Consider the following 20674-nt stretch of genomic DNA (forward strand, 5'->3'; position numbering starts at 1 on the left):
AGGCTAGGTGGACGACTGTCGCCGCCCCCCTGCCGTCGGCCATCCCGACGGGCCGGTGCCGACGGTGGGAACCGCCACCCGTGCCGGGGTCTGGCCCGCCACGGCATGGCAGGCTACGGGGCATGGTGCTTGAGGTCGCGCTCATCGACGTGGTTCCCGGCAACGAGGAGGCCTTCGCCGCCGCGTACGCGGATGGGCACAAGGTGCTCGCCGACACCCCCGGCTGCCGGTCGGTACGGATGACCCGGGGCGTCGAGTCCCCGTCCCGCTTCGTGCTGCTGGTCGAGTGGGACTCGGTCGAGGCGCACGAGGAGAACTTCCGCGCCACCGAACGGTTCGTCCGGTGGCGGGAGCTGATCGGCCCGCACTTCGCCGCACCGCCCCGGGTCGAGCACTTCGTCGACGTCACGGCCTGACACCGGAGAATCTGTCACACCGTCGGCCTATCCTGCGCCTCGCGTCGGCACCGGTCCCGACGGCTACGGGGGCGCCGGGCCCGGTGCCGACGCGCAAGCGGTCACTCGTCGAGCCGGCCGGCCAGCACCCGCGCCGTCTCGTCCTCCGGCAGCGCCGCCGCCAACAGACATCCGGCCATCCGCTCGTACCGGTCGACGTCGGTCGCGGTGGTCAGCCGGACATCCGCGGTCAGCGCCTCCAGCATCACCGTCCTCGGGTCCGCCGGATCCGGGAACGAGTAGCAGGAGAACGGCGTCAGCGGCGCCGGAGCCCGCCCGGCCCCGGCCGGCAGCAGCCGGATCGCCACGTGCGGCAACGCGGCCAGGTCGAGCAGGTGTCGCAGTTGTTCGCGCCAGACCTCCACCGGGTCACCGGCGGGCTCGCAGGCCGCCTCGGTGATCAGTGCCGTGTAGCGGGGCGGATCGACCCGCCGCAGCACCGCGTGCCTGGCGGCGCGGGCCCGCAGGTCGGCCTCCACGTCCACCCCCGGATCGAGCAGCTGGCCGGCGGCGATGCGTAGGCGGGCGTACTCCGGGGTCTGCAACAGGCCGGGCACGACGGCCGGCTGATACTCGACGATGCCCGCCGCGCCGGCCTCCAGCTCGGCGTACGTGCGCTGCCGCTCGCCCATCTCACCCAGCGACTTCCACCAGCCCCGACTGGTCGCGGCGTCGCGGGCGATGACGATCAGCGCATCCCGCTGCGTCGGCGACACCTGGTAGACGTCGAGCAGGTCGAGCACGTCGGCCAGATCCGGGCGGCTCTGCCCCAACTCGATGCGGGACAGTTTGGAGGTGGACGCCCAACCGAGCCGCTCACACACCTGTTCCAGCGTCAGCGCCTCCCGCCGCCGGAGCTGGCGTAGCTCGGCGCCGAGTCGCGCGCGTCGAATGACCGGACTCGTTGGCAACGGCATTCCCGCCTCCCCACCGAGGGAGAGTACGCACGGCGATCACCCAGCGCAATAGGACGCTCGCATTCCGCAATCCCCCGCACCTGGGAGGTGAGCCCGACTCACCGCACCCCGGCGGCGTCCATCCCCCGCAACTCCTTCTTCAGATCGGCGACCTCGTCGCGGATCCGGGCCGCCAACTCGAACTGCAGCTCCCGCGCGGCGGCGAGCATCTGGTCGTTGAGCTCCTGGATGAGCTGCGCCAACTCGGCCCGCGCCATCCCCTCCCGGGCCGGGGTGCCGGTGCCGGCCCGGACGCGGCTGCGCGTCTCCTTGACCGGGGCCTTGCCCCGGGACAGCTGCCGTACCGCCCCGCCGACCCGGGTCGCCTCGGTGTCCTCAGCCTCGCGGTAGATGTCGTCGAGGATGTCGTGGATCTTCTTCCGCAGCGGCTCGGGACTGATGCCGTGCGCCTCGTTGTGCGCGGTCTGCTTGGCCCGCCGACGGTTGGTCTCCTCGATCGCGTCCGCCATCGACGGCGTGATCTTGTCGGCGTACATGTGCACCTGGCCGGAGACGTTGCGGGCCGCCCGGCCGATGGTCTGGATCAGCGACCGGCCGCTGCGCAGGAAGCCCTCCTTGTCCGCGTCGAGGATCGCCACCAGGGACACCTCCGGCAGGTCGAGGCCCTCGCGCAGCAGGTTGATGCCGACCAGCACGTCGTAGTCGCCCCGGCGCAGCTCACGCAGCAACTCCACCCGGCGCAGCGTGTCGACCTCGGAGTGCAGGTAGCGCACCCGGATGCCGTTCTCCAGGAGGTAGTCCGACAGGTCCTCGGCCATCTTCTTGGTCAGTGTGGTGACCAGCACCCGCTCGTCCCGCTCCGTACGCAGCTTGATCTCGTGCATCAGGTCGTCGATCTGGCCCTTGGTCGGCTTGACGACGACCTCCGGGTCGACCAGGCCGGTCGGGCGGATCACCTGCTCGACGAACTCGCCCTGGGCGTGCTCCAGCTCCCACGGGCCGGGGGTGGCCGACAGGAAGACCATCTGGCCGACCCGCTCCAGGAACTCGTCGAACCGCAGCGGCCGGTTGTCGGCGGCACTGGGCAGCCGGAAGCCGTGGTCGATCAGCATCCGCTTGCGGGAGGCGTCGCCCTCGTACATGCCACCGATCTGCGGGATGGTCACGTGCGACTCGTCGACCACGGTGAGGAAGTCGTCGGGGAAGTAGTCGAGCAGGCAGTGCGGCGGGCTGCCGGGCAACCGGCCGTCGATGTGCATCGAGTAGTTCTCGATGCCGGAGCAGAAACCCACCTGCCGCATCATCTCGATGTCGTACGTGGTGCGCATCCGCAACCGCTGCGCCTCCAACAGCTTGCCCTGGCGCTCCAGCTCGGCCAGCCGCTCGCCCAGCTCGGTCTCGATGTCGCGGACGGCCCGCTCCATCCGCTCCGGACCGGCCGCGTAGTGCGTCGCGGGGAAGATCAGCAGGTGGTCGACCTCGCGCACCACGTCGCCGGTGAGCGGGTTGAGGTAGTAGAGCTTCTCCACCTCGTCGCCGAACAGCTCGACGCGCACGGCGAGTTCTTCGTACGCCGGGATGATCTCCAGCGTGTCGCCGCGGACCCGGAACGTGCCCCGCTGGAAGGCCATGTCGTTGCGGGTGTACTGGATGTCGACCAGCCGACGCAGCAGCTGGTCGCGGTCCAGCTCCTGGCCGACCGCGACCCGCACCGCGCGGTCGAGGTATTCCTCCGGGGTGCCCAGCCCGTAGATCGCCGAGACGGTCGCGACCACCACCACGTCGCGCCGGGTGAGCAGCGACATGGTCGCCGAGTGCCGCAGCCGCTCGACCTCCTCGTTGATCGAGGAATCCTTCTCGATGTAGGTGTCGGTCTGCGGGATGTACGCCTCGGGCTGGTAGTAGTCGTAGTAGGAGACGAAGTATTCCACCGCGTTGTCCGGCAGCAGCTCGCTGAACTCCTTGGCCAACTGCGCGCAGAGCGTCTTGTTCGGGGCCAGCACCAGCGTGGGGCGCTGCAACCGCTCGATCAACCACGCCGTGGTGGCGCTCTTGCCGGTGCCCGTCGCGCCGAGCAGCACGGTGTGCCGGTCGCCGCGGCGCACCCGCCGCTCCAGATCGTCGATCGCCGCCGGCTGGTCGCCGGCCGGCTGGAACTCGCTGATGACCTGGAAGCGGCCGTCCAGCCGGGGTATGTCGAGCGCCATGACCCCCACGGTACGCCCGGGGCCCGACAGTCCGTGCCGACTACGGCCGGCACGTGATCCGCTTCGATATTCGCATTGTGTGGTTCTTCTCACCCGGCTACGCTTTTGCCGTAGGCCGCTCGCGGCGGCCGACCGGGCCGGTGGCGAGCCGCACAGGCCGCGCCGCCCCCGGCACAGAAGGTCGCAGCACCCGGCATGCCCGGCGTGCGCATCCGACGTGGTCGCGCCGAACGCGCAGACCGGCCGCCGCGAGCGCCGTCGGCTCGTTTCGTCACCCGATCCCGGTCCGGCCCGTTCATCCTCCCGTGGAGAACACCTCACGACCGACACCCGCTGCCCGCGACACCGACCATCCCGGTCCGGACGACCCGGCCGCCGGCCCGACCCGCTCCGGCCGCCCGGCGAAAGCTCACGGTGGTTCCACCGGCCGCCGGCACCGCACCGGGCCACTGCGCCACCGGGGCGGCATCGTGCCGCCCGCGATCCTCGGTCTCACCGAGCCCGATCCCGCGCCCGGCCAGCCAGGGCGGCGACCCGGGACCCGTCGGGCCGCGGTGTCCCTCGGCGGGCTCGACCTCGCCGCCGGCGACCCGGCGGTGGACGAGGACCTCACCGGGGCGACCGAGGAGGCCGGCGCGGCGCGGCGCGGCACCACCCGCCGGCGCCGGCTCATCCTGACCGCGCTCGCCCTGACCGCCGTGCTCTCCGCCGTCATGCTGGTGGCCACGCTGGTCAACTGGGCACCCGACGGGCCGGCACCGCGGGAGATGACGGCGGCCGAGCGGGAACGGGTGGCCGGGATGCGGGTCATCAACTACCGCGACCTGCGCGCCGGGCTGCACGTCACGGTCGGTGGCGGGACGGCCCGCACCGATCTCGTCGGCTGGGTCGACTGGGCCCGGCAGCTGGTCTACCTGGACGTGGGAGGGCCCGGCGCGGGCGCGCTGCGCGGCCTGGCCCAGGCCACCCCCACCGTGCTGGTGGTCCGGCCCGATCCGGCGGCGGTACCGACGCCCGCCACGCCGCCCCTGGTACCGCCGGCCGACGGCTGGCGGCTGCCCACCGATCGTGGACTCGACCCGCTGTTGGGCCTGATCTTCGCCCTGGCCGCCGACGGGCCGGAGCCTGCCGACGGGCCTGTGGGCCGCTGGGTGGGCCGGGACCGGGTCAACGGGGAGACGGTCGACATCCTGGAGGGGCCGTTGCCGAGCGCCGCGCCCACCACCACCGGCTCCGCCGCCCCGGCGGGCCCGACCGGCGAGAGCCAGGCCGCGCGCTACTGGCTGGACCCGGCTGGCCGGCTGCACCGGCTGACGGCCAGCCTGCCCGGGGTCGGGCCGGTGAACATACAGCTGAACCGGACCGACCGGCCCACGCTTCGGCCGGTCGACGCGCTGGGCGGCCGGCCCGGCCTGCCCCGCGCCCTCAGCGCCGCCGAACGGGACCGCTGGCGCAGATTGCCGGAGCGGTTGCGGTCGGCTGGCGGTGCCGCCGTCACCCTGACCGCTCCGGTGTCCGCCGGCACCAACCTACGCGGCGCGGGCTGGCTGAGCTGGACCTCGGGTACGGCGTACCTCGGCGTCACCGACCTCGACGCGGACGGCGCACGGACCCTGGTCCGCCGCGACCGCACCGGGTTCACCCGGATCGAGAAGACGTCAGCGGGCGGCGAGGCAGATCTTCCGCCGCTGCCCCCACCGAACACCGGCTGGCGGGCCGACCCGCACCGCACCGAAGCCCTCGATCCGCTGGTGGACGCCGCGCTGCGGACCGCCCGGGGAACCGGGCCGCAGGGCAGCATCCGACGGGTACGCGGCGACAGCCTCGCCGGCACTCCGATCGACATCGTGGAGGTCGACACCGCCCGGGGCCCGACGCGCTACTGGGTGGACCGCACCGGGCTGCTGCGCCGGGTGGAACTGCCGACGCGGGCCGGTGCCTGGGCGCAGCTCGACCTGACTCCCGGCCCGGTGCCGCCACTGACCTCATCCGGCGCGACGCGCTGACCCCAACCGGGCGCGACGCGCTCACCCCAACCGGGCGCGACGCGCTGAGCGGTGGGTGGGATCAGGGGTGCCAACCGGTCCGGGCCGCCCACTCCTCCGCCCGCAGGTGCTCCTCGTCGAACCACGGGTCCTTCGCCGTGGCGTACGCGCCGCTGTCCGGCGCGGACGCCGCCAGTTCCCGCTTGAGCATCAGGTACGCGGCCCGGCGGTCCGGGTCGGCCCGCAGGTGGTCGCGCATCAGCAGGGCGTACCGCCAGCCGGGCGAGCCGGTCACCCGGATGTGCAGATGGACCGGGCGGGCCGGGTCGGCGCTGCCGTGCAGCCGCTTCGCCCACCGGCCGCTGCCGGGCGGTCGGGGGCTGTCCCACCAGTCGCCCGGCAGCCGGGGAAAACCGGCGTCGGCGAGCCGTTCGGCCAGCGGACCGTCGGCGTCGGCCAGCGACGGCACGCTGAGCTGGATGTCGATCACGTCCTTGGCGGCCAGCCCGCTCATCGCCGTCGAGCCGATGTGATCGATCCGCAGGTCGGCCGGGGCGATCGCGTGCCGGATCCGGGCGGCCAGCCGGGCGTACTGCTGGGGCCAGGTCGGATCCGGCTCGGCCAACGTCACCCGGCGCGCCCGGACCACCCGGCGATGCCGCACGTTGGCCTCGAACGGCACCAGCCGGTCGTACCAGAGCGCGTCGACCGCCGCGTGCAACTGCGCCAGGGTGCCGTCGTTGCTGAGCAGCACGTCCGCCACGGCAGCCCGACGGGCGTCGTCGGCCTGGGCGGCGATCCGCCGCTGGGCGTCCGCGCGACTCATCGCGCGGTCGCGGGTCAGCCGCTCCAATCGGGTCTCCACCGCCGTCTGCACCACGACCACCAGGTGGTACGTGGGCGCCAACCCCACCTCGACCAGCAGCGGCACGTCGTTGACCACCACCGCGTCCGCCGGTGCGGCGGCGACCAGCTCCGCGGTACGGGACCGTACCCGGCCGTGCACGATCGCCTCCAGCCGGCGGCGGGCCGCCTCGTCGGCGAAGACCAGGTCGCCAAGGGCGGCCCGGTCGAGGGCACCGTCGGCGTCGAGGACCCGCTCGGAGAAGGCGGCGACGACCTCGGCCAGCCCTTCGGTGCCGGGGGCGACCACCTCCCGCGCGATCTGGTCGGCGTCGACGAGCACGGCGCCCCGCTCGACCAGCCGCCGCGCCACGGCGCTCTTTCCCGACCCGATCCCGCCGGTCAATCCCACCCTCAGCACGTCACCCAGTCAACCCGATCATGCCGGCCCCGCCAAACGGGACCACCCGCCCGAGGGCGGCGCAAGCGAGGCTGACCGCGGGCGACGAGCAAGCCAGGCCGTGCACGCCGACGGCACAGGCCAGCGGGGACACCCGCAGGCCGTGGGCACAGACGAAGAGGGCCCCGCCGCGACCCGGGGTACCGGGTCGGGGCGGGGCCCGTCGTCAATCAGCGACAGCTCCGCGTCGCGGCGTCAGACGCGCCGGACTGGAGTTGTCACGGGGTCACTTGCCGCCGGCGAGCTTCTCCCGCAGAGCGGCGAGCGCCTCGTCGGTCGCCAGCGTGCCCGAGGGCTCCTCGGCCTGGCGGCTGGGGGCCGCGCTGGTCGAGGTCGTGGTGCCGGTCGGCGCCGGCTGCGGGTTGGCAGCGGCCTCGGCCTCGGCGGCCCGGGAGGTCTGCACCTGCTTCTGGTGCGCCTCCCAGCGCTGCCGCGCCTCGGCGTACTGCTGCTCCCACGTCTCGCGCTGCTTGTCGTACCCCTCGAGCCACTCGCCCGTCTCCGGGTCGAAGCCCTCCGGGTAGATGTAGTTGCCCTCGGTGTCGTAGGTCGCGGCCATGCCGTAGAGGGTCGGGTCGAAGTGCTCCTCGCCCTCGACGAAGCCCTCGTTGGCCTGCTTGAGCGACAGCGAGATCCGGCGACGCTCCAGGTCGATGTCGATGACCTTGACCATGACCTCGGAGCCGACCTGGACGACCTGCTCCGGGATCTCCACGTGACGCTCGGCCAGCTCGGAGATGTGGACCAGGCCCTCGATGCCGTCGTCCACCCGGACGAAGGCGCCGAACGGCACCAGCTTGGTGACCTTACCCGGCACGATCTGCTGGATCGCGTGGGTGCGGGCGAACTGCCGCCACGGGTCTTCCTGGGTCGCCTTCAGCGACAGCGAGACCCGCTCGCGGTCCAGGTCGACGTCCAGGACCTCGACCTCGACCTCCTGGCCCACCTCGACGACCTCGGACGGGTGGTCGATGTGCTTCCAGGACAGCTCCGAGACGTGCACCAGACCGTCCACGCCGCCGAGGTCGACGAACGCGCCGAAGTTGACGATCGAGGAGACGACGCCCTTGCGGACCTGCCCCTTCTGGAGCTTGTTGAGGAACTCGGTGCGCACCTCGGACTGCGTCTGCTCCAGCCAGGCCCGGCGGGACAGAACCACGTTGTTGCGGTTCTTGTCCAGCTCGATGATCTTGGCTTCCAGCTCGCGGCCCACGTACGGCTGCAGGTCACGCACCCGCCGCATCTCGACCAGGGAGGCGGGCAGGAAGCCGCGCAGCCCGATGTCGAGGATGAGGCCACCCTTGACCACCTCGATGACCGAACCGCGGACGACGCCGTCCTCGTCCTTGATCTTCTCGATCGTGCCCCAGGCCCGCTCGTACTGCGCCCGCTTCTTGGAGAGGATCAGCCGACCCTCCTTGTCCTCCTTCTGGAGGACAAGGGCCTCGATGTGGTCGCCCACCGAGACGACCTCTGCCGGGTCCACGTCGTGCTTGATCGACAACTCACGAGAGGGGATGACGCCCTCGGTCTTGTAGCCGATGTCGAGCAGGACCTCGTCCCGATCGACCTTGACGACGGTGCCTTCGACAATGTCGCCGTCGTTGAAGTACTTGATGGTCTCGTCGATCGCGGCGAGGAAAGCCTCCTCAGAGCCGAGATCGTCGACGGTGACCCTGGTGGCGCTCGAGGGGGCCTCGATGCTGCTCGTCATGTGGGCGGTTGCTCCGGTCGGATGGTGTGTCACAGCAGGCTGGTGTCGCGGTGACCTGTGCGCGCCAACGGATCCGCCGGCGGGCCCACCCGGAAATCGCTGAACGAGATCTTGATGTGACTCCGTCGACCGCGCACCTGCTCCCTGCCGAGGCACACGATCCGCGAGCGCATCCTCTAGCCTACCCGCTGCATTACCACAGCGTGCAAGCCCTCCCGTCTCCTCGCGACCTCGCCACCTGCGAAAGGGGAGATTTCATGCGGTAAGGGGCTGCGGCCGTCTCGTCCGTCACAGGAGCACCATTCGTCCCGGTGGTCCGGCGCGGTCCCCGGGCGACCGGGGGCCTAGCGTAAGCGAGTGGACGACGACAGGGTGACCCGCCGCCGGGTCGGTGCCGACGAGGTCCGCCGGGCCAACCGTGGCTGGTGGGACGCGGACGCCGACGACTACCAGGCCGAGCACGGAGCGTTCCTGGGCGACGTGGACTTCGTCTGGTGCCCGGAGGGGTTGCGCGAGGCGGATGCCCGGCTGCTCGGCGAGTTGACCGGACGCCGGGTGCTGGAGGTCGGCTGCGGCGCCGCGTCCTGCTCCCGCTGGCTGGACACCCAGGGTGCCCGGCCGGTCGCCGTGGACCTGTCCGCCGGCATGTTGCGGCACGCGGCGCAGGCCGCCGCCCGCAGCGGGGTACGCGTACCGCTGGTGCAGGCCGACGCCCTGGCCCTGCCCTTCGCCGACGCGGCCTTCGACATCGCCTGTACGGCGTTCGGAGCGGTGCCGTTCGTCGAGGACTCGGCGGCGTTGATGCGCGAGGTGCACCGGGTGCTGCGGCCCGGCGGCCGCTGGGTCTTCTCGGTGACGCACCCGATGCGCTGGATCTTCCTCGACGACCCCGGCGAGGGCGGGCTGACCGCCGTCCACTCGTACTTCGACACCCAGCCGTACGTGGAGCAGGACGAGCACGGCGTGGCCACCTACGTCGAGCAGCACCGCACCCTCGGCGACCGGGTCCGGGAACTGGTCGGCGCCGGGTTCCGGCTGGTGGACCTGGTGGAACCCGAGTGGCCGGCGGGGCACGAGGGCGTCTGGGGGCAGTGGAGCCCGCTGCGCGGGCGGCTCTTCCCCGGTACCGCCATCTTCGTCGCCGACAAGCCCGGCCCGTGACCCGCACCGCCGGGGCGACCGGAACCGCGCTGGCCGAGCCCTTCGAATCAAGCTGCCGCTCGCCCTGGTCGTTTTCGCCGGACGACCCCGGGTAACCGGGCGGCATGGCCGAAATGGAGTTCCGCCGGGGTGACCACGTCTCCTGGGCCAGCCACAGCGGCCGGGCGTACGGCGTGGTGAAGGAGAAACTGACCGAACGCACGCACGTACGCGGACACGCCGTGAACGCGTCACCGGAGGCCCCGCAGTACCGCATCCGCAACGACGATTCGGGCCGGGACGTCGCCCACCGGCCGGAGGTGCTGCGTCATGAGCCGAATTGACGATCCGCAGCAGACCTACCAGGAGTTCACCGAGGCGGTGAACATGAAGCCCGCCGAACTCCGGGAGTGGCTGGAGACCCCGGAGTCGAAGCACGTCGGCTGGCAGAAGAAGGGCACCGAGGGCGGCGAGTCGGTCGGCCACGAGTCCGGCCGGAAGATCGTCGACCTGCTCCGGCGCAAGCGCGACGAGTTGACCGCCGCCGACTACAAGCACATGCGCAAGGTCGTCGGGTACGTCCGGCGGCACATGGCGCAGCGACCGAGCGGCGACGTCCGCGAGACCCGGTGGCGGTACTCGCTGATGAACTGGGGCCACGACCCGGTCAAGGCCCCGCTGCCGCCGCCCGGCGGTCCGTCACGACGCGCCTTGGAACGGCACGGCGCCCCGCCGAAGTCACGCCGGGGGCCGGCCCGCTGATCCCCACCACCCGACGACCGGAAGCCCGACAGCGAGGGAATCAGTGGTCGGCGCTGTTCCAGTCCCGCCCTTCGCCGACCGACACCTCCAGCGGCACCGATAGTGGGTACGCCCCACCCATCTCGCGCCGCACCAGCTCCTCCAGCGTCGCCCGCTCCCCCGGCGCCACCTCGAAGACCAGCTCGTCGTGCACCTGGAGCAGCATCCGGGAACGCAGCCCGGCGTCGCGCAGGGCGGTGTCGACGTGCAGCATGGCGACCTTGATGATGTCCGCCGCCGAGCCCTGGATCGGGGCGTTGAGCGCCATCCGCTCGGCCATCTCCCGCCGCTGCCGGTTGTCGCTGACCAGGTCGGGCAGGTAGCGCCGGCGGCCGAGGATGGTGGAGGTGTAGCCGTCCTGACGGGCCCGGGCGACGACCTCCTGGAGGTAGTCCCGGACGCCGCCGAAGCCGGCGAAGTAGTTCTCCATCAGCCCGCGCGCCTCCTCGGCGCTGATGCCGAGCTGCTGGGACAGGCCGAAGGCGCTCAGCCCGTACGCCAGGCCGTAGTTCATCGCCTTGATCTTGCGCCGCTGGTCCGGGACGACCTCGGCCACCGGGACGCCGAAGACCGACGAGGCGGTCGCCGCGTGGAAGTCGGCGCCGGAGTTGAACGCCTGGATCAGCGCGTCGTCCGCCGACAGGTGCGCCATGATCCGCATCTCGATCTGGCTGTAGTCGGCGGTGAGGAGGCATTCGTACCCCTCCCCCACGACGAAGGCACGGCGGATCCGCCGCCCCTCCTCGGTGCGGATGGGGATGTTCTGCAGGTTGGGCTCGGTGGAGGAGAGCCGGCCGGTGGCGGCCACCGTCTGGTTGAAGGTGGTGTGGATGCGCCCGTCGTCGGAGACCGACTTGAGCAGGCCGTCCACGGTCGACTTGAGCTTGGCCACGTCGCGGTGGCGCAGCAGGTGGGTCAGCACCGGATGCGGATTCTGCGCGTGGAGCCACTGCAACGCGTCGGCGTCGGTGGTGTAGCCCGTCTTGATCCGCTTGGTCTTGGGCAGGTTCAGCTCGCCGAAGAGGATCTCCTGCAACTGCTTGGGCGAGCCGAGGTTGAACTCCCGCCCCACGGCCGCGTACGCGCCCTGGGCGGCGGCCTTCACCTCGGCGGCGAAGTGCGCCTCCAACTCGGACAGGTACTCGGTGTCGGCGGCGATGCCGGTGCGTTCCATGTTCGCCAGCACCCGCATCAGCGGCAGCTCGACGCCGGCCATCAGCCGGGCCGACTGCTCGCCGTCGCGGGACAGCTCCGCGTCGATCGCGTCGGCCAGGTCCAGGGTGGCCCGGGCGTGGAGCATCAGGTTCTGCTCGGCCTCGCCGTCGCCGCCGAGCCCGTCCAGCGTGAGCTGGCCGTCGTCCGGGGTGTCGACGCGCAACTCGCGGTGCAGGTAGCGCAGCGCCAGGTCGGTCAGGTCGTAGGAACGCTGGTCGGGGCGGGCCAGGTAGGCCGCGATCTGGGTGTCCCGGGCGATGCCGGCGAGGGACCAGCCGTGCGCGGCGAACGCGAGCACGGCGGGCTTGCTGTCGTGCAGCACCTTGGGCCGGGTCTCGTCGGCCAGCCAGCCCGCGAGGGCCACCTCGTCGGCCTCCGCCAGCCCGCTCGGGTCGAACCAGGCCGCCGCGCCGTCGGCGGTGGCCAGGGCCATGCCGCTGACGGTGGCGGTGTGCCGCCGGTTGGGACCGGTGTCGAGCTTGACCGCGACGCCGACCGGGGTGCCCGCCGGGGCGTGTGTCGCCAGCCAACCGGCCAGGGCGCCGGGTCCGGCGAGCACCTCGCCGGCCAGGTCGACCGGCGCCCCGAGGTCGACGAAGAGCGCCCGCCAGGAGGCCAGCCCGAGCAGCAACCCGACGGCGTTGACGAGCAGGGCGGCGACCAAGGCGGCACCCACCCGCAACGGGTCCAGTTGGCCGGCCAACGTCGCCACGGGCGCCCAGTCCTGCGAGCGTACGAACAGCACCAGACCGACGGCCAGGGCCACCACGAACACGACGGTGAACGCGCGGTTGACCAGTCGCCACCAGCGCCCCTTCACCGGCGCGACTCCACAGTGACGGGCCGGGACCGCACCGCGCGGACCCGCCGCAGCAGCGCGCCGGACACCCCCAGCCCCATCCCGACGAACTCGGTGAGATGGGTGAGCCACCGCAGGCCGGCGGCGTAGAGCAGGAACCGCGGGCCGCGGTGCCGCAACGCGAACGCCAGCAGCTCCCGGTCCGCCACGATGGCGGCACCGACCAGGGTCACCGGCAGCGCGGCCAGCCAGGGTGACAGCAGGATCAGCGGCGCGGTGCCCACGGTCAGTCCACTGGAGACCATGCCGACCACCGACCCGAGGTCGACCCGGTGCGGGGTCCGCCCCTCGCCGCCCGACCCGGCGGCCGGACGCTCCCAGCGGGCGGCGACGACCGCACCGGCGTACGTCACCGCGCGGCGGAACAGCTCCGACAGGTACGGCCGCAGCCGGTCCACGTCGTCGTGGCGGCCGACCATCTCATCGCTCACCCGGATCTCGTACCGCCGGGGCAGCCGCGTGCCGAACTCCACGTCCTCGGCGTCACGCAGCCGCTCGTCGAAGCCGCCGACCAGCTCGAAGACCGCCTTGGGCACGGCGGTGAGCGCGAACATCGTGGTTGCCGTCACCCCGGTGGCCCGGCGTCGCCAGAAGTGCTCGAACAACGTCTTGTACGCCTCGACCGGGCCGTCGTCGTAGAGCGGGCGCAGATCGTAGATGCCCTGCACGACACCGCAGTCCGGGTACGCCTCGAGGGTGCGTATCGCGGCGGCCAGCGCGCCGGGTGCCAGGGCGATGTCCGAGTCGACGAAGAACAGCACGTCACCGGCGGCCCGGGCGGCACCGGCGTTGCGGGCCGCCGACACTCCCCGGTTGCTCGGGAAGGCCAGCACCGTGCAGGGGAACTCGGCCGCGATCCGTCGGGACCGGTCGGTGCTCGCGTCGTCGACGACGATCACCTCGGCCGGCGGTGGGGTCTGGGCGCAGACCGCCGACAGGCAGTCGCGCAGGGTCCGCTCCTTGTTGTAGTTGGGTACCACCACGGAGACCCTCACCGGACCCACCCCTCGGTGCCGTCGCCGCCGGCCCGGCCGCCGCTCGGGCGCAGCGCCAGCCAGCCCAGCGCCACGAACCCGGCCAGCACGTACAGGTTGGTGTGCAGCAACTCCCAGCCCCGGAAGTGCAGATCCGCGCCGCGCAGCCCGACGAGGGTCCAGGCGGCGCTGGCCACGAAGCCGGCCCAGAGCAGCCCGCCGGCCACGACCGAGACCCGGTTGCCGGCCCGCCGGCCGCGCACCACCAGCAGCACCAGCGCCGGTACGCACCACACCCAGTGGTGGTGCCAGGAGACCGGCGAGACGAGCAGGCCGGTCGTCGCACAGGCCAGCACGCCGAGGAACTGGTCACCGGCCCGTACGCACCGGACCGCGACCACGATCCCGGCCACTGCGGTGAGCACCGCCAGCGGCAGCCAGACGGCCCGTACGTCGGCGGTGTCGCCGAGGCGGGCCAGCGCGCCGTGCAGCGACTGGTTCAGCACCGTACGGGGATCGCCGGTGACGCGGGCGGTGTCGAACACGCCACCGCCCCAGAACCGGACCGAGTCGACCGGCCGCCAGGCGAAGCCGAGCCCGACGGTGGCCGTGAATCCGGCCAGGGCCACCCCCGCCGCTCGCCACCGGCGCAGGCAGAGCAGGTACACCACGAAGATCAGCGGGGTGAGCTTGATCCCGGCGGCGATGCCGATACCGAGACCGCGCCACCGGCTGCGGGGTGCACCGGTCAGGTCCAGCAACACGATCAGCATCAGGAACAGGCCCACCTGGCCGACCTGAAGGTGACCCGCCACCGGGAAGACCGGCAGCACCGCGACCGTGCCCAGCAGAACGGTACCCGCGCCGGCACCCGCGCCGGCGGCCCGCAGCGACGCGCGGACCACGGCCGCCAGCGCGACGACCGAGGCCAGCGTCCAGAGCCCGATCGCGGTTGACGCGTCGACGTGGGCCAGCGGTTGCAGCAGCAGCGCGGCGAACGGCGGGTACGTGAAGCCCAGCACGATGCCGTCCACACCACGGTGGGCGATGTCGTAGAGCTTTCCGTCGCCACCGGCGGCGGCGATCGCGGCCGCCCGGTAGACGGCGAGGTCGCCCCAGAACCGGCCGGTGCTCCGGTGCACGACGACGGCGGCGGTGGCCACCAGCACCGGCAGCACCAGCAGCGCGGTGGCGGGCAGCGCCACACCGGACCGGCGATCCGACCGAGGGCCCGCCGCCGGCGAGAGGATCGTCACCAATTCCCCCTTCGAACGTCGGCGGGAAGACGGTAACAATCGATGTGTCAACGCTTTCTGTAACTGATCTGGATTACCCACGGCCAGCGCCGACGCGGGCGGCCTCGGTGTGCACCCGTAGCAGCAAAGCCGCCCATTCCGTCCCGGATAGGGCCGGTCCGGCGTTGTCGGTGCTCATTCCCCTGTGTACGGTGGGCGCGTTACGTGCAGGGCTCATGGCACTCCGTGGGGGATTGAACGGTGCCCAACGAAGCAGTGTCCGACGCCGCCGATCCGACCTCACGCGTCCTCGGCGGTGCACCAGATCCGGACCGCTCGACCCGCACCGCGAACTGGGTGGGAATCAGCACACTGGCCGGCGCGATCGCACTGGCCGCGATCGCGATCCCACCGCTGCTGACCCCCGACGAGCAGCGGCCCGACGGACCTCAGGGCGGAGCCGCCGCACCCGCGGCGACGAGCGCCCCAACGGTCACCGCGTCGCCCTCCCCCGTCGCCTCCCGGGCGTCGGGCCCGACCGCGGAAGGCGCCGGACCGGCGTCGGACCCGACCGCGCAGAGCGCCGGACCGACCTCGGGACCGGTGCCGAGCCGGCCGGCCGAGACGGCGGCGGCCCCGGTGCCGTCGCCGTCCGCCACGACGGGCCGCTCCACTCCGACGCCGTCGTTCCGCCCGGTCAGTGTGCAGGCCGAGGACCCCGGCAACCTGCTCGGCGAAGGCGCCAGCGTCGTCACCTGCCCCGCCTGCGAGGGCGGTGCCCGCGTCCGCTACCTGGGCAGGCTCACCGCCTACCTCACCACGCCAACCGCCGGTCGTCGCACCATCACCGTCACCTACGAGCTCAACGGGGAACGCGACCTCAAGATCTCCATCAACGGTGCCGCACCGACCACCCACCGCCTCACCGGGACCGGCTGGGACACCCCCCACACCTTCCAGTACACCGACGTCGTCCCGGCCGGGCGGGTCAGCTTCGCCTTCTACAACGACACCGGCCCACCCCCCGACATCGACAAGATCACCATCAGCTGACCGCTCCCGGATGAGCCGCTTCGTCGCGTACGTCGCCCTGTGCCGAGCCATCCTGCTCGGCAGGTTGGCGCTGACCTTGGCGGCGGTCGGCGTCGGCATCCGTGTCGTCGACGACAGCTGGCAGACGGTCGGCACCCTCGTCGTCATCACCGTCGCCACGACCGTGCAGGTCACCGTGCTGAGCCGTTGGCCGGCCGTCATCCGGTGGCGGCTGTGCTTCCTGGCCGTCGACGCCGCCCTCATGATCACCGTTCTGGTGCTCAGCCGCGGCGGCGTGGCCTTCTTCTGCTACGCCGCCGGCTTCGCCGCTCTCACCGGCGCCCTGCTGGGCACCCGTGCGCTACCACTGTGGATCGTCAACGCGGGGCTCGGGCTGGCCGTGGCGGCGCAGCTGCTGCGCGCCGAGGGGACGGACGCGGCAGACTCCATGGCCGCCCCGTTCGTACTCGCGTTTCCGATGATCGACATCGTTAGCGGGTACGGTGCCGCCGTCGTGACCGCGGCCCTGGCCCGATACCTCGACGCCTCGGTCGCGGCGGTGGCCGCCGCCCACCACTCGGCGGCGGCCTCGGAGCGGGCGCGGTTGGCACGCGAGCTGCACGACTCGGTCGCGAAGACGCTGCGCGGGGTGTCGTTCGCCGCCGTCGCGCTCCCCAGCCTGCTGCGCCGCCAGCCCGACCTGGCCGAGGAGCTCGCCAGCACCGTCTCCGCCGGGGCCGACACCGCAATCCGGGAGGCCCACGAGCTGCTCTCCGCGCTGCGCCGCGACGCGCTGGACCGGCCGCTCCCGGAGTACCTACGGCAGGCGTGCCGGATCTGGTCCGAGCGGACCGGCATACCGGTACGCCTCGCCGTCACCGCCGTCGAGCCGACACCGGCGGTCCGGTACGAGCTGGCCCAGATCCTCAACGAGGCGTTGGAGAACGTGGCCCGGCACGCGAACGCGACACTGGTCCAGGTCGGCCTGCACGAACGGAAGGGAGATGTGGTGATGACCATCCAGGACGACGGTGTGGGCTTCGCCCTTCCCGGCGAACTGACCGCGCTCTCCAATGCGGGCAGCTTCGGCATCATCGGGATGACCGAACGGGCCCAGGCGGTCGGCGGCACGCTGCGGCTCGACTCCGGCAGCCGGGCGGGCACCGCAGTGGTGGCCCAGGTTCCGCTCTCGGCTGTCACCGACGCTGCCACGAACCGATCCGGTGGGTGGTAGCCGTGATCGAGGTCATGATCGTCGACGACAATCCCATCGTACGGATGGCCCTGCGCGGATACCTCGCCAGCGCCGAGGACGTGACCGTGGTCGGTGAGGCACCCGACGGGCGGACCGCGGTGGCCACGGCACGGCGGGTGCGTCCGGACGTGACCCTGCTGGACCACCGGATGCCGATCGCCGACGGGCTCAGCGTGGTCAGCCAGCTCGCGGAGTGCTCTCGTGTCCTCGTCCTGACCAGTGACGACGCCGACGAGCTGATCGCCGGGATGCTGCGCGGCGGCGCCCGCGGCTACCTGGTCCACGGTGAGTTCGAACCGGCGGAGCTGCTGCGTGCGGTCCGGGCCGTGGCGGCCGGCCAGGGCTGGCTGTCACCGCGTAGCGCATCGGTCACCATCTCGGTGCTGCGCGAGCAGGCAGCCCGCGAGCAGGAGGGCGCGGACCGGGCGGAGGACCTCCGGGCGAGGCGCGAAGGGTTCGGCCTGACCCGGCGCGAGCAGGACGTGATGGCGTTGCTGTCTGCCGGACATTCGAACGCGGCGATCGCCCGCCGGCTGCTGCTGACCGAGAAGACGGTCAAGAACCATCTCGCGCACATCTTTGCCAAGCTGCAGGCCAGCAACCGCACCGAAGCGGTGGTGCGGTGGACGGCACGGCAGGGGTCCGCCTGACGTTCCCCCATCCGGCGCGCCACCGGCTGAACATCACGGCCCGAGCGGTCGTCGTACTGGCGACGGGCTCTTCCGCCCGGCATCACCGCCCGGATGGGGTTGTCATGAGCATCAGCGACGCCGGCGAACAGACCGACGGCCGGCCCGTGGTGGTCACTGCGCTGATCGCCCATCCCGACGAGTCCGAGCGGGCCGCCCTGCGCGCGGTGCTCGACTCCGGCGAACGGATGCGGGTCGTCGCTGTCGCCGGTGATGGCGGCGAGGCGATGGCCCTGGCACACCGGCTACACCCCGCCGTCACCCTGCTGGACGACCAGGTCACCACGCCGGACGGTCAGGATCTGGTCGCCACGCTGGCCCGACGGTCGCGGGTGATCATCCTGACCGGGGCCACCGCCCCCCGGGCGATCACGTCGCTGCTCCGCAGGCCGGTGCGTGGCTGTCTGGTGTACGGCCAGTTCGACGCCGCCGACCTACTCGGCGCCGTCCGCGCGGTCGCCGCCGGGCTGGGCTGGCTGTCGCCGGTGGCGGTGGCCGCCGCCAGCTGGCAGCTGCGGAACCGGGCGGGCGCAGCAGTCACCCTGGACCCGCCTGCCAGGGGCCATCACACCAGCTCGTCGGCGTTGTCGAGGAATCCCCGCGCGGCCCGCAGGGCGTAGAACGACCGCGACCGCACCGTCCCCTCCGGGATCCCGATCCGGTTGGCCGCCTCGGCGACCGAGGCGCCACCGTAGTAGAGCTCGACCAGCACGGCCCGGTGCTCAGAGGTAAGCCGGCAGAGCGCGTCGGCCAGTGCGTACCGGTCCACGACTCCGTCAAACGCGTTGTCCGGGGATGGCATCCACCCCACGTCCACCCCGTAGACCTCCGCCGGTCGGGCGGCACGGGCCCGAGCGGCGTCGATCGCCAGATGCCGGGCCACGATGAACATCCACCGGCGGACGGTGTCCGCCTCCACCGGCAGTTCCCCCAGCCGACGCCAGGCCCGCAGCATGGTCTCCTGCAGCAGATCTTCGGCGAGTTCACGCTGTCCACGGGTCAGCCGCAGCAGGAAGTGGAACAGCGGTTGGGCGTTCGCGGTGAAGATCGCCCGCATCCGACATGCGCCGTCGGTGTCGGTCCCGATCGGTCGGGTCGGGCACACATCGGTGTCCACGGCTGTACGCCTCCTCCGGCCTCGGCGATCTACGCGGTGCCTCGAACGCTAGCCACCGGTGAGGTCGGGACGCCTGAGGCGAAGGGCCCAGGACGGCCCAGAGTCCGTCCCGGGTGGACGTCGATCAGCGGAGTCGGTCACCAGTCCCGGAAGTCGTCCTCTTCGACCTTCGGACGCTCCTTCGGGCGGTGTGACCCGGGCTTGCAGCCCGCGAACGGACCGTTGGGGTTGCGCAGCGCCTCCATGGTCGGCCAGAGGTAGCTCTGGTGCCACGTCGCCGGGTCGGACGCCTGCGCCTGCGGGCCGGTCCGCTCCTGCCAGGCGAGCCAGAGCCCGTGCAGGTAGGCGATCGCCTCCGGGTGTTCCCGCCAGCGGGGACACCAGGGTGATGAGGAGGTGACCTCCCCGCCGTACACCGGAAGCAGGAGGTCTTCCACCCAGGACGAGAGACGGCGCAGTTCCTCGACGTACTCCGGCCCGTCGAGGTAGAGGATGAAGAAGGGTCTGGCCTGCTGCGCGGGCTGCGGATCGTCGCCCGGGGCTGGCGGAGTCGCCATCTGGGCCAGCTCCGGAACGTCCATGGGGGTCGCCTGCGTCATCGTGGTCACTCCACTTCGTACTAACACCTCAGGCTGCTCTCGTCGCCGGGATCGACGCCCAGGGTGGCGGCGAACCGTTGGTACGCGTCGACCCGAGCCTGCACCTGGGCGGTGTTCCGGCCGCCGCATTCCAGGGCGCCGTTGATGGTCCGGATGGTCTCGCCGAATCCCCCGCCGCCGGTGATCGCGTCGTGCGCGGTCATCGTGCCGGCACCGCTCTGGGTCATCCAGAACCAGAGCGCGGTCTGCCAGGCGACCGAGGCATCGGTCTTCACCAGGTCGGGTTCGTTGAGCAGGTCCAGACCGAGCGCGTCGCCGGCGGCCTTGTAGTTGGTGTTCCAGCTGAGCTGGATCGGCCCGCGGCCGTGGTAGGCGGTCTGGCCGGCGGGGCATCCGTAGGGCTGGCCGGTGTCGCAGTAGTTGCCCCACGCGGCCCGGTTGATCTCCTCGACGTGCACCAGGCCACCGGACTCGTGGTCGATGTTGGCCAGGAAGGCGGCCAACTCCCGCTTGCGGGTCTGCTCGTCGCCGGTGCCGGCGAAGGCGGGGAACTTACCCATCGCGTCGGTCAGCCCGGCGTAGCTGTAGAAGGAATTCCGGCTGGGGAACATCGCGGCGAAGTCCGACCCGCTGAGCAGCGCCGTCCCGTCGGCGTCCGGAGCATTGTCCGAGTCGTCCTGCACGGGCAGGGCGGTGGCGGAGTCGGCGTCGGGCTCCGGCTCCGAGCCGTCGGGGTCGGACTCCGAATCCGAGCCGTCGGTGGTGAACTGCGCGAAGAGCCCGCGGATCTGGAACGGGTAGCTGCCCAGGGCGAGGACGGGCATGCCGCCCTGGGCCTTGACGGTCTCCAGGCCGACATCCCAGGCCATCAGGGTCAGGGTGAGGTGGTCGCCGACCACTTCGTTCGCCTTCAGTAACCGCCTGGTCTCGTCAGCCAAATGGCAGAAGTACCGGGCGTGGGCGTGGATCGAATCCTCGGCGTCGAGCACGGAGGCTTCGCCGCTGTCGTCGTCGTCCTCGCCGTACTCGTCGAACACCTCGGGCGTCAGCTGGGAGAGCCCCTTGCGGCCCTGCGGGCCCTCCTTGTCCGCGTCGAAGCCGGACGCGTACTCGATCTGCGCCGCGATGATCACCGGGGTGAGCAGGTCGCACTTCTTGGCGGCGGCCCTGATCGGCG

The 20674-nt window shown here is 72.1% G+C and carries 18 protein-coding genes and 1 pseudogene; 9 read left to right on the forward strand and 10 right to left on the reverse strand.

What is annotated here, in order from left to right; all coding sequences use genetic code 11:
* The first annotated feature begins 122 nt into the window (after window positions 1-122).
* Window positions 123-416, forward strand: coding sequence for an antibiotic biosynthesis monooxygenase family protein (locus AB0M52_RS02395; RefSeq protein WP_363947794.1), 294 nt, complete (start codon window positions 123-125; stop codon window positions 414-416).
* A 101-nt stretch (window positions 417-517) separates the two neighbouring features.
* Here AB0M52_RS02395 and AB0M52_RS02400 read toward each other — a convergent pair whose 3' ends face one another.
* Complete coding sequence (locus AB0M52_RS02400) at window positions 518-1372, reverse strand: helix-turn-helix transcriptional regulator (protein ID WP_363947797.1); 855 nt, start codon at window positions 1370-1372, stop codon at window positions 518-520.
* A 98-nt stretch (window positions 1373-1470) separates the two neighbouring features.
* Window positions 1471-3579, reverse strand: a complete 2109-nt coding sequence (uvrB, locus tag AB0M52_RS02405) for an excinuclease ABC subunit UvrB (RefSeq protein ID WP_363947800.1) — start codon at window positions 3577-3579, stop codon at window positions 1471-1473.
* Window positions 3580-3884: 305 nt separating this feature from the next.
* Here uvrB and AB0M52_RS02410 point away from each other — a divergent pair, with 305 nt between their 5' ends.
* Entirely contained in the window at window positions 3885-5585 is a 1701-nt protein-coding gene (locus tag AB0M52_RS02410) for a hypothetical protein (RefSeq protein ID WP_363947803.1), read from the forward strand.
* 61 nt (window positions 5586-5646) lie between these two features.
* On the opposite strand, the gene coaE is transcribed toward AB0M52_RS02410, so the two are convergent.
* Entirely contained in the window at window positions 5647-6828 is a 1182-nt protein-coding gene (coaE, locus tag AB0M52_RS02415) for a dephospho-CoA kinase (protein WP_363947806.1), read from the reverse strand.
* 265 nt (window positions 6829-7093) lie between these two features.
* Window positions 7094-8581 (reverse strand): 30S ribosomal protein S1, encoded by a 1488-nt coding sequence (rpsA, locus tag AB0M52_RS02420; protein ID WP_363947809.1) that lies wholly within the window; start codon window positions 8579-8581, stop codon window positions 7094-7096.
* A gap of 357 nt (window positions 8582-8938) precedes the next feature.
* Between rpsA and AB0M52_RS02425 the strand changes: the two genes are divergently transcribed.
* From AB0M52_RS02425 to AB0M52_RS02435, 3 genes are all read left to right on the forward strand, one after another.
* Window positions 8939-9742 (forward strand): class I SAM-dependent methyltransferase, encoded by an 804-nt coding sequence (locus tag AB0M52_RS02425; RefSeq protein ID WP_363947812.1) that lies wholly within the window; start codon window positions 8939-8941, stop codon window positions 9740-9742.
* A 104-nt stretch (window positions 9743-9846) separates the two neighbouring features.
* Window positions 9847-10065, forward strand: coding sequence for a DUF2945 domain-containing protein (locus tag AB0M52_RS02430; RefSeq protein ID WP_363947814.1), 219 nt, complete (start codon window positions 9847-9849; stop codon window positions 10063-10065).
* Entirely contained in the window at window positions 10052-10483 is a 432-nt protein-coding gene (locus AB0M52_RS02435; RefSeq protein WP_363947817.1) for a DUF3140 domain-containing protein, read from the forward strand. The genes AB0M52_RS02430 and AB0M52_RS02435 overlap by 14 nt, the downstream gene beginning before the upstream one ends.
* A 40-nt stretch (window positions 10484-10523) precedes the next feature.
* On the opposite strand, the pseudogene polA reads toward AB0M52_RS02435, so the two are convergent.
* The 3 genes and pseudogenes from polA to AB0M52_RS02450 all read right to left on the reverse strand — a co-directional run.
* A pseudogene (polA, locus tag AB0M52_RS02440) lies at window positions 10524-12311 on the reverse strand (DNA polymerase I); the annotation flags it as partial.
* A 242-nt stretch (window positions 12312-12553) separates the two neighbouring features.
* A complete protein-coding gene (locus AB0M52_RS02445) occupies window positions 12554-13591 on the reverse strand; it encodes a glycosyltransferase family 2 protein (protein WP_363947819.1) in 1038 nt (345 codons plus the stop codon).
* Entirely contained in the window at window positions 13588-14826 is a 1239-nt protein-coding gene (locus tag AB0M52_RS02450; RefSeq protein ID WP_363947821.1) for a glycosyltransferase 87 family protein, read from the reverse strand. The genes AB0M52_RS02445 and AB0M52_RS02450 overlap by 4 nt, the downstream gene beginning before the upstream one ends.
* Before the next feature lie 240 nt (window positions 14827-15066).
* On the opposite strand from AB0M52_RS02450, the gene AB0M52_RS02455 reads away from it, so the two are divergent.
* From AB0M52_RS02455 to AB0M52_RS02470, 4 genes are all read left to right on the forward strand, one after another.
* Window positions 15067-15858 (forward strand): hypothetical protein, encoded by a 792-nt coding sequence (locus tag AB0M52_RS02455; protein ID WP_363947824.1) that lies wholly within the window; start codon window positions 15067-15069, stop codon window positions 15856-15858.
* 10 nt (window positions 15859-15868) lie between these two features.
* Complete coding sequence (locus tag AB0M52_RS02460; protein ID WP_363947827.1) at window positions 15869-17071, forward strand: histidine kinase; 1203 nt, start codon at window positions 15869-15871, stop codon at window positions 17069-17071.
* 2 nt (window positions 17072-17073) lie between these two features.
* Complete coding sequence (locus AB0M52_RS02465; RefSeq protein WP_363947830.1) at window positions 17074-17742, forward strand: response regulator transcription factor; 669 nt, start codon at window positions 17074-17076, stop codon at window positions 17740-17742.
* 104 nt (window positions 17743-17846) lie between these two features.
* On the forward strand, window positions 17847-18401 hold the full coding sequence (locus AB0M52_RS02470; protein ID WP_363947832.1) for a response regulator: 555 nt from the start codon (window positions 17847-17849) through the stop codon (window positions 18399-18401).
* Here AB0M52_RS02470 and AB0M52_RS02475 read toward each other — a convergent pair.
* The 3 genes from AB0M52_RS02475 to AB0M52_RS02485 form a co-directional block, all read right to left on the reverse strand.
* Window positions 18347-18898 carry a sigma-70 family RNA polymerase sigma factor gene (locus AB0M52_RS02475; protein ID WP_363947835.1) on the reverse strand — a complete coding sequence of 184 codons (552 nt, stop codon included), beginning with the start codon at window positions 18896-18898 and terminating at the stop codon, window positions 18347-18349. The genes AB0M52_RS02470 and AB0M52_RS02475 overlap by 55 nt on opposite strands.
* 137 nt (window positions 18899-19035) lie before the next feature.
* A complete protein-coding gene (locus AB0M52_RS02480; RefSeq protein ID WP_363947838.1) occupies window positions 19036-19497 on the reverse strand; it encodes a DUF4913 domain-containing protein in 462 nt (153 codons plus the stop codon).
* Between the two features lie 20 nt (window positions 19498-19517).
* Window positions 19518-20674, reverse strand: a 1157-nt coding sequence (locus tag AB0M52_RS02485; RefSeq protein WP_363947841.1) for a glycoside hydrolase family 19 protein, incomplete at its 5' end; no start/stop codon positions are given.

It is taken from the genome of Micromonospora sp. NPDC051296, assembly GCF_040682255.1.
Lineage (GTDB): Bacteria > Actinomycetota > Actinomycetes > Mycobacteriales > Micromonosporaceae > Micromonospora > Micromonospora craterilacus.

Bases quoted from the DNA above. Each gene is read 5' to 3' on its own strand.
- AB0M52_RS02395 (WP_363947794.1), top strand. From the start codon at position 123: ATGGTGCTTGAGGTCGCGCTCATCGACGTGGTTCCCGGCAACGAGGAG.
- AB0M52_RS02480 (WP_363947838.1), bottom strand. From the start codon at position 19,497: ATGACGCAGGCGACCCCCATGGACGTTCCGGAGCTGGCCCAGATGGCG.
- AB0M52_RS02470 (WP_363947832.1), top strand. From the start codon at position 17,847: ATGAGCATCAGCGACGCCGGCGAACAGACCGACGGCCGGCCCGTGGTG.
- AB0M52_RS02430 (WP_363947814.1), top strand. From the start codon at position 9,847: ATGGCCGAAATGGAGTTCCGCCGGGGTGACCACGTCTCCTGGGCCAGC.
- AB0M52_RS02435 (WP_363947817.1), top strand. From the start codon at position 10,052: ATGAGCCGAATTGACGATCCGCAGCAGACCTACCAGGAGTTCACCGAG.
- AB0M52_RS02460 (WP_363947827.1), top strand. From the start codon at position 15,869: ATGAGCCGCTTCGTCGCGTACGTCGCCCTGTGCCGAGCCATCCTGCTC.
- rpsA (WP_363947809.1), bottom strand. From the start codon at position 8,581: ATGACGAGCAGCATCGAGGCCCCCTCGAGCGCCACCAGGGTCACCGTC.
- uvrB (WP_363947800.1), bottom strand. From the start codon at position 3,579: ATGGCGCTCGACATACCCCGGCTGGACGGCCGCTTCCAGGTCATCAGC.
- AB0M52_RS02400 (WP_363947797.1), bottom strand. From the start codon at position 1,372: ATGCCGTTGCCAACGAGTCCGGTCATTCGACGCGCGCGACTCGGCGCC.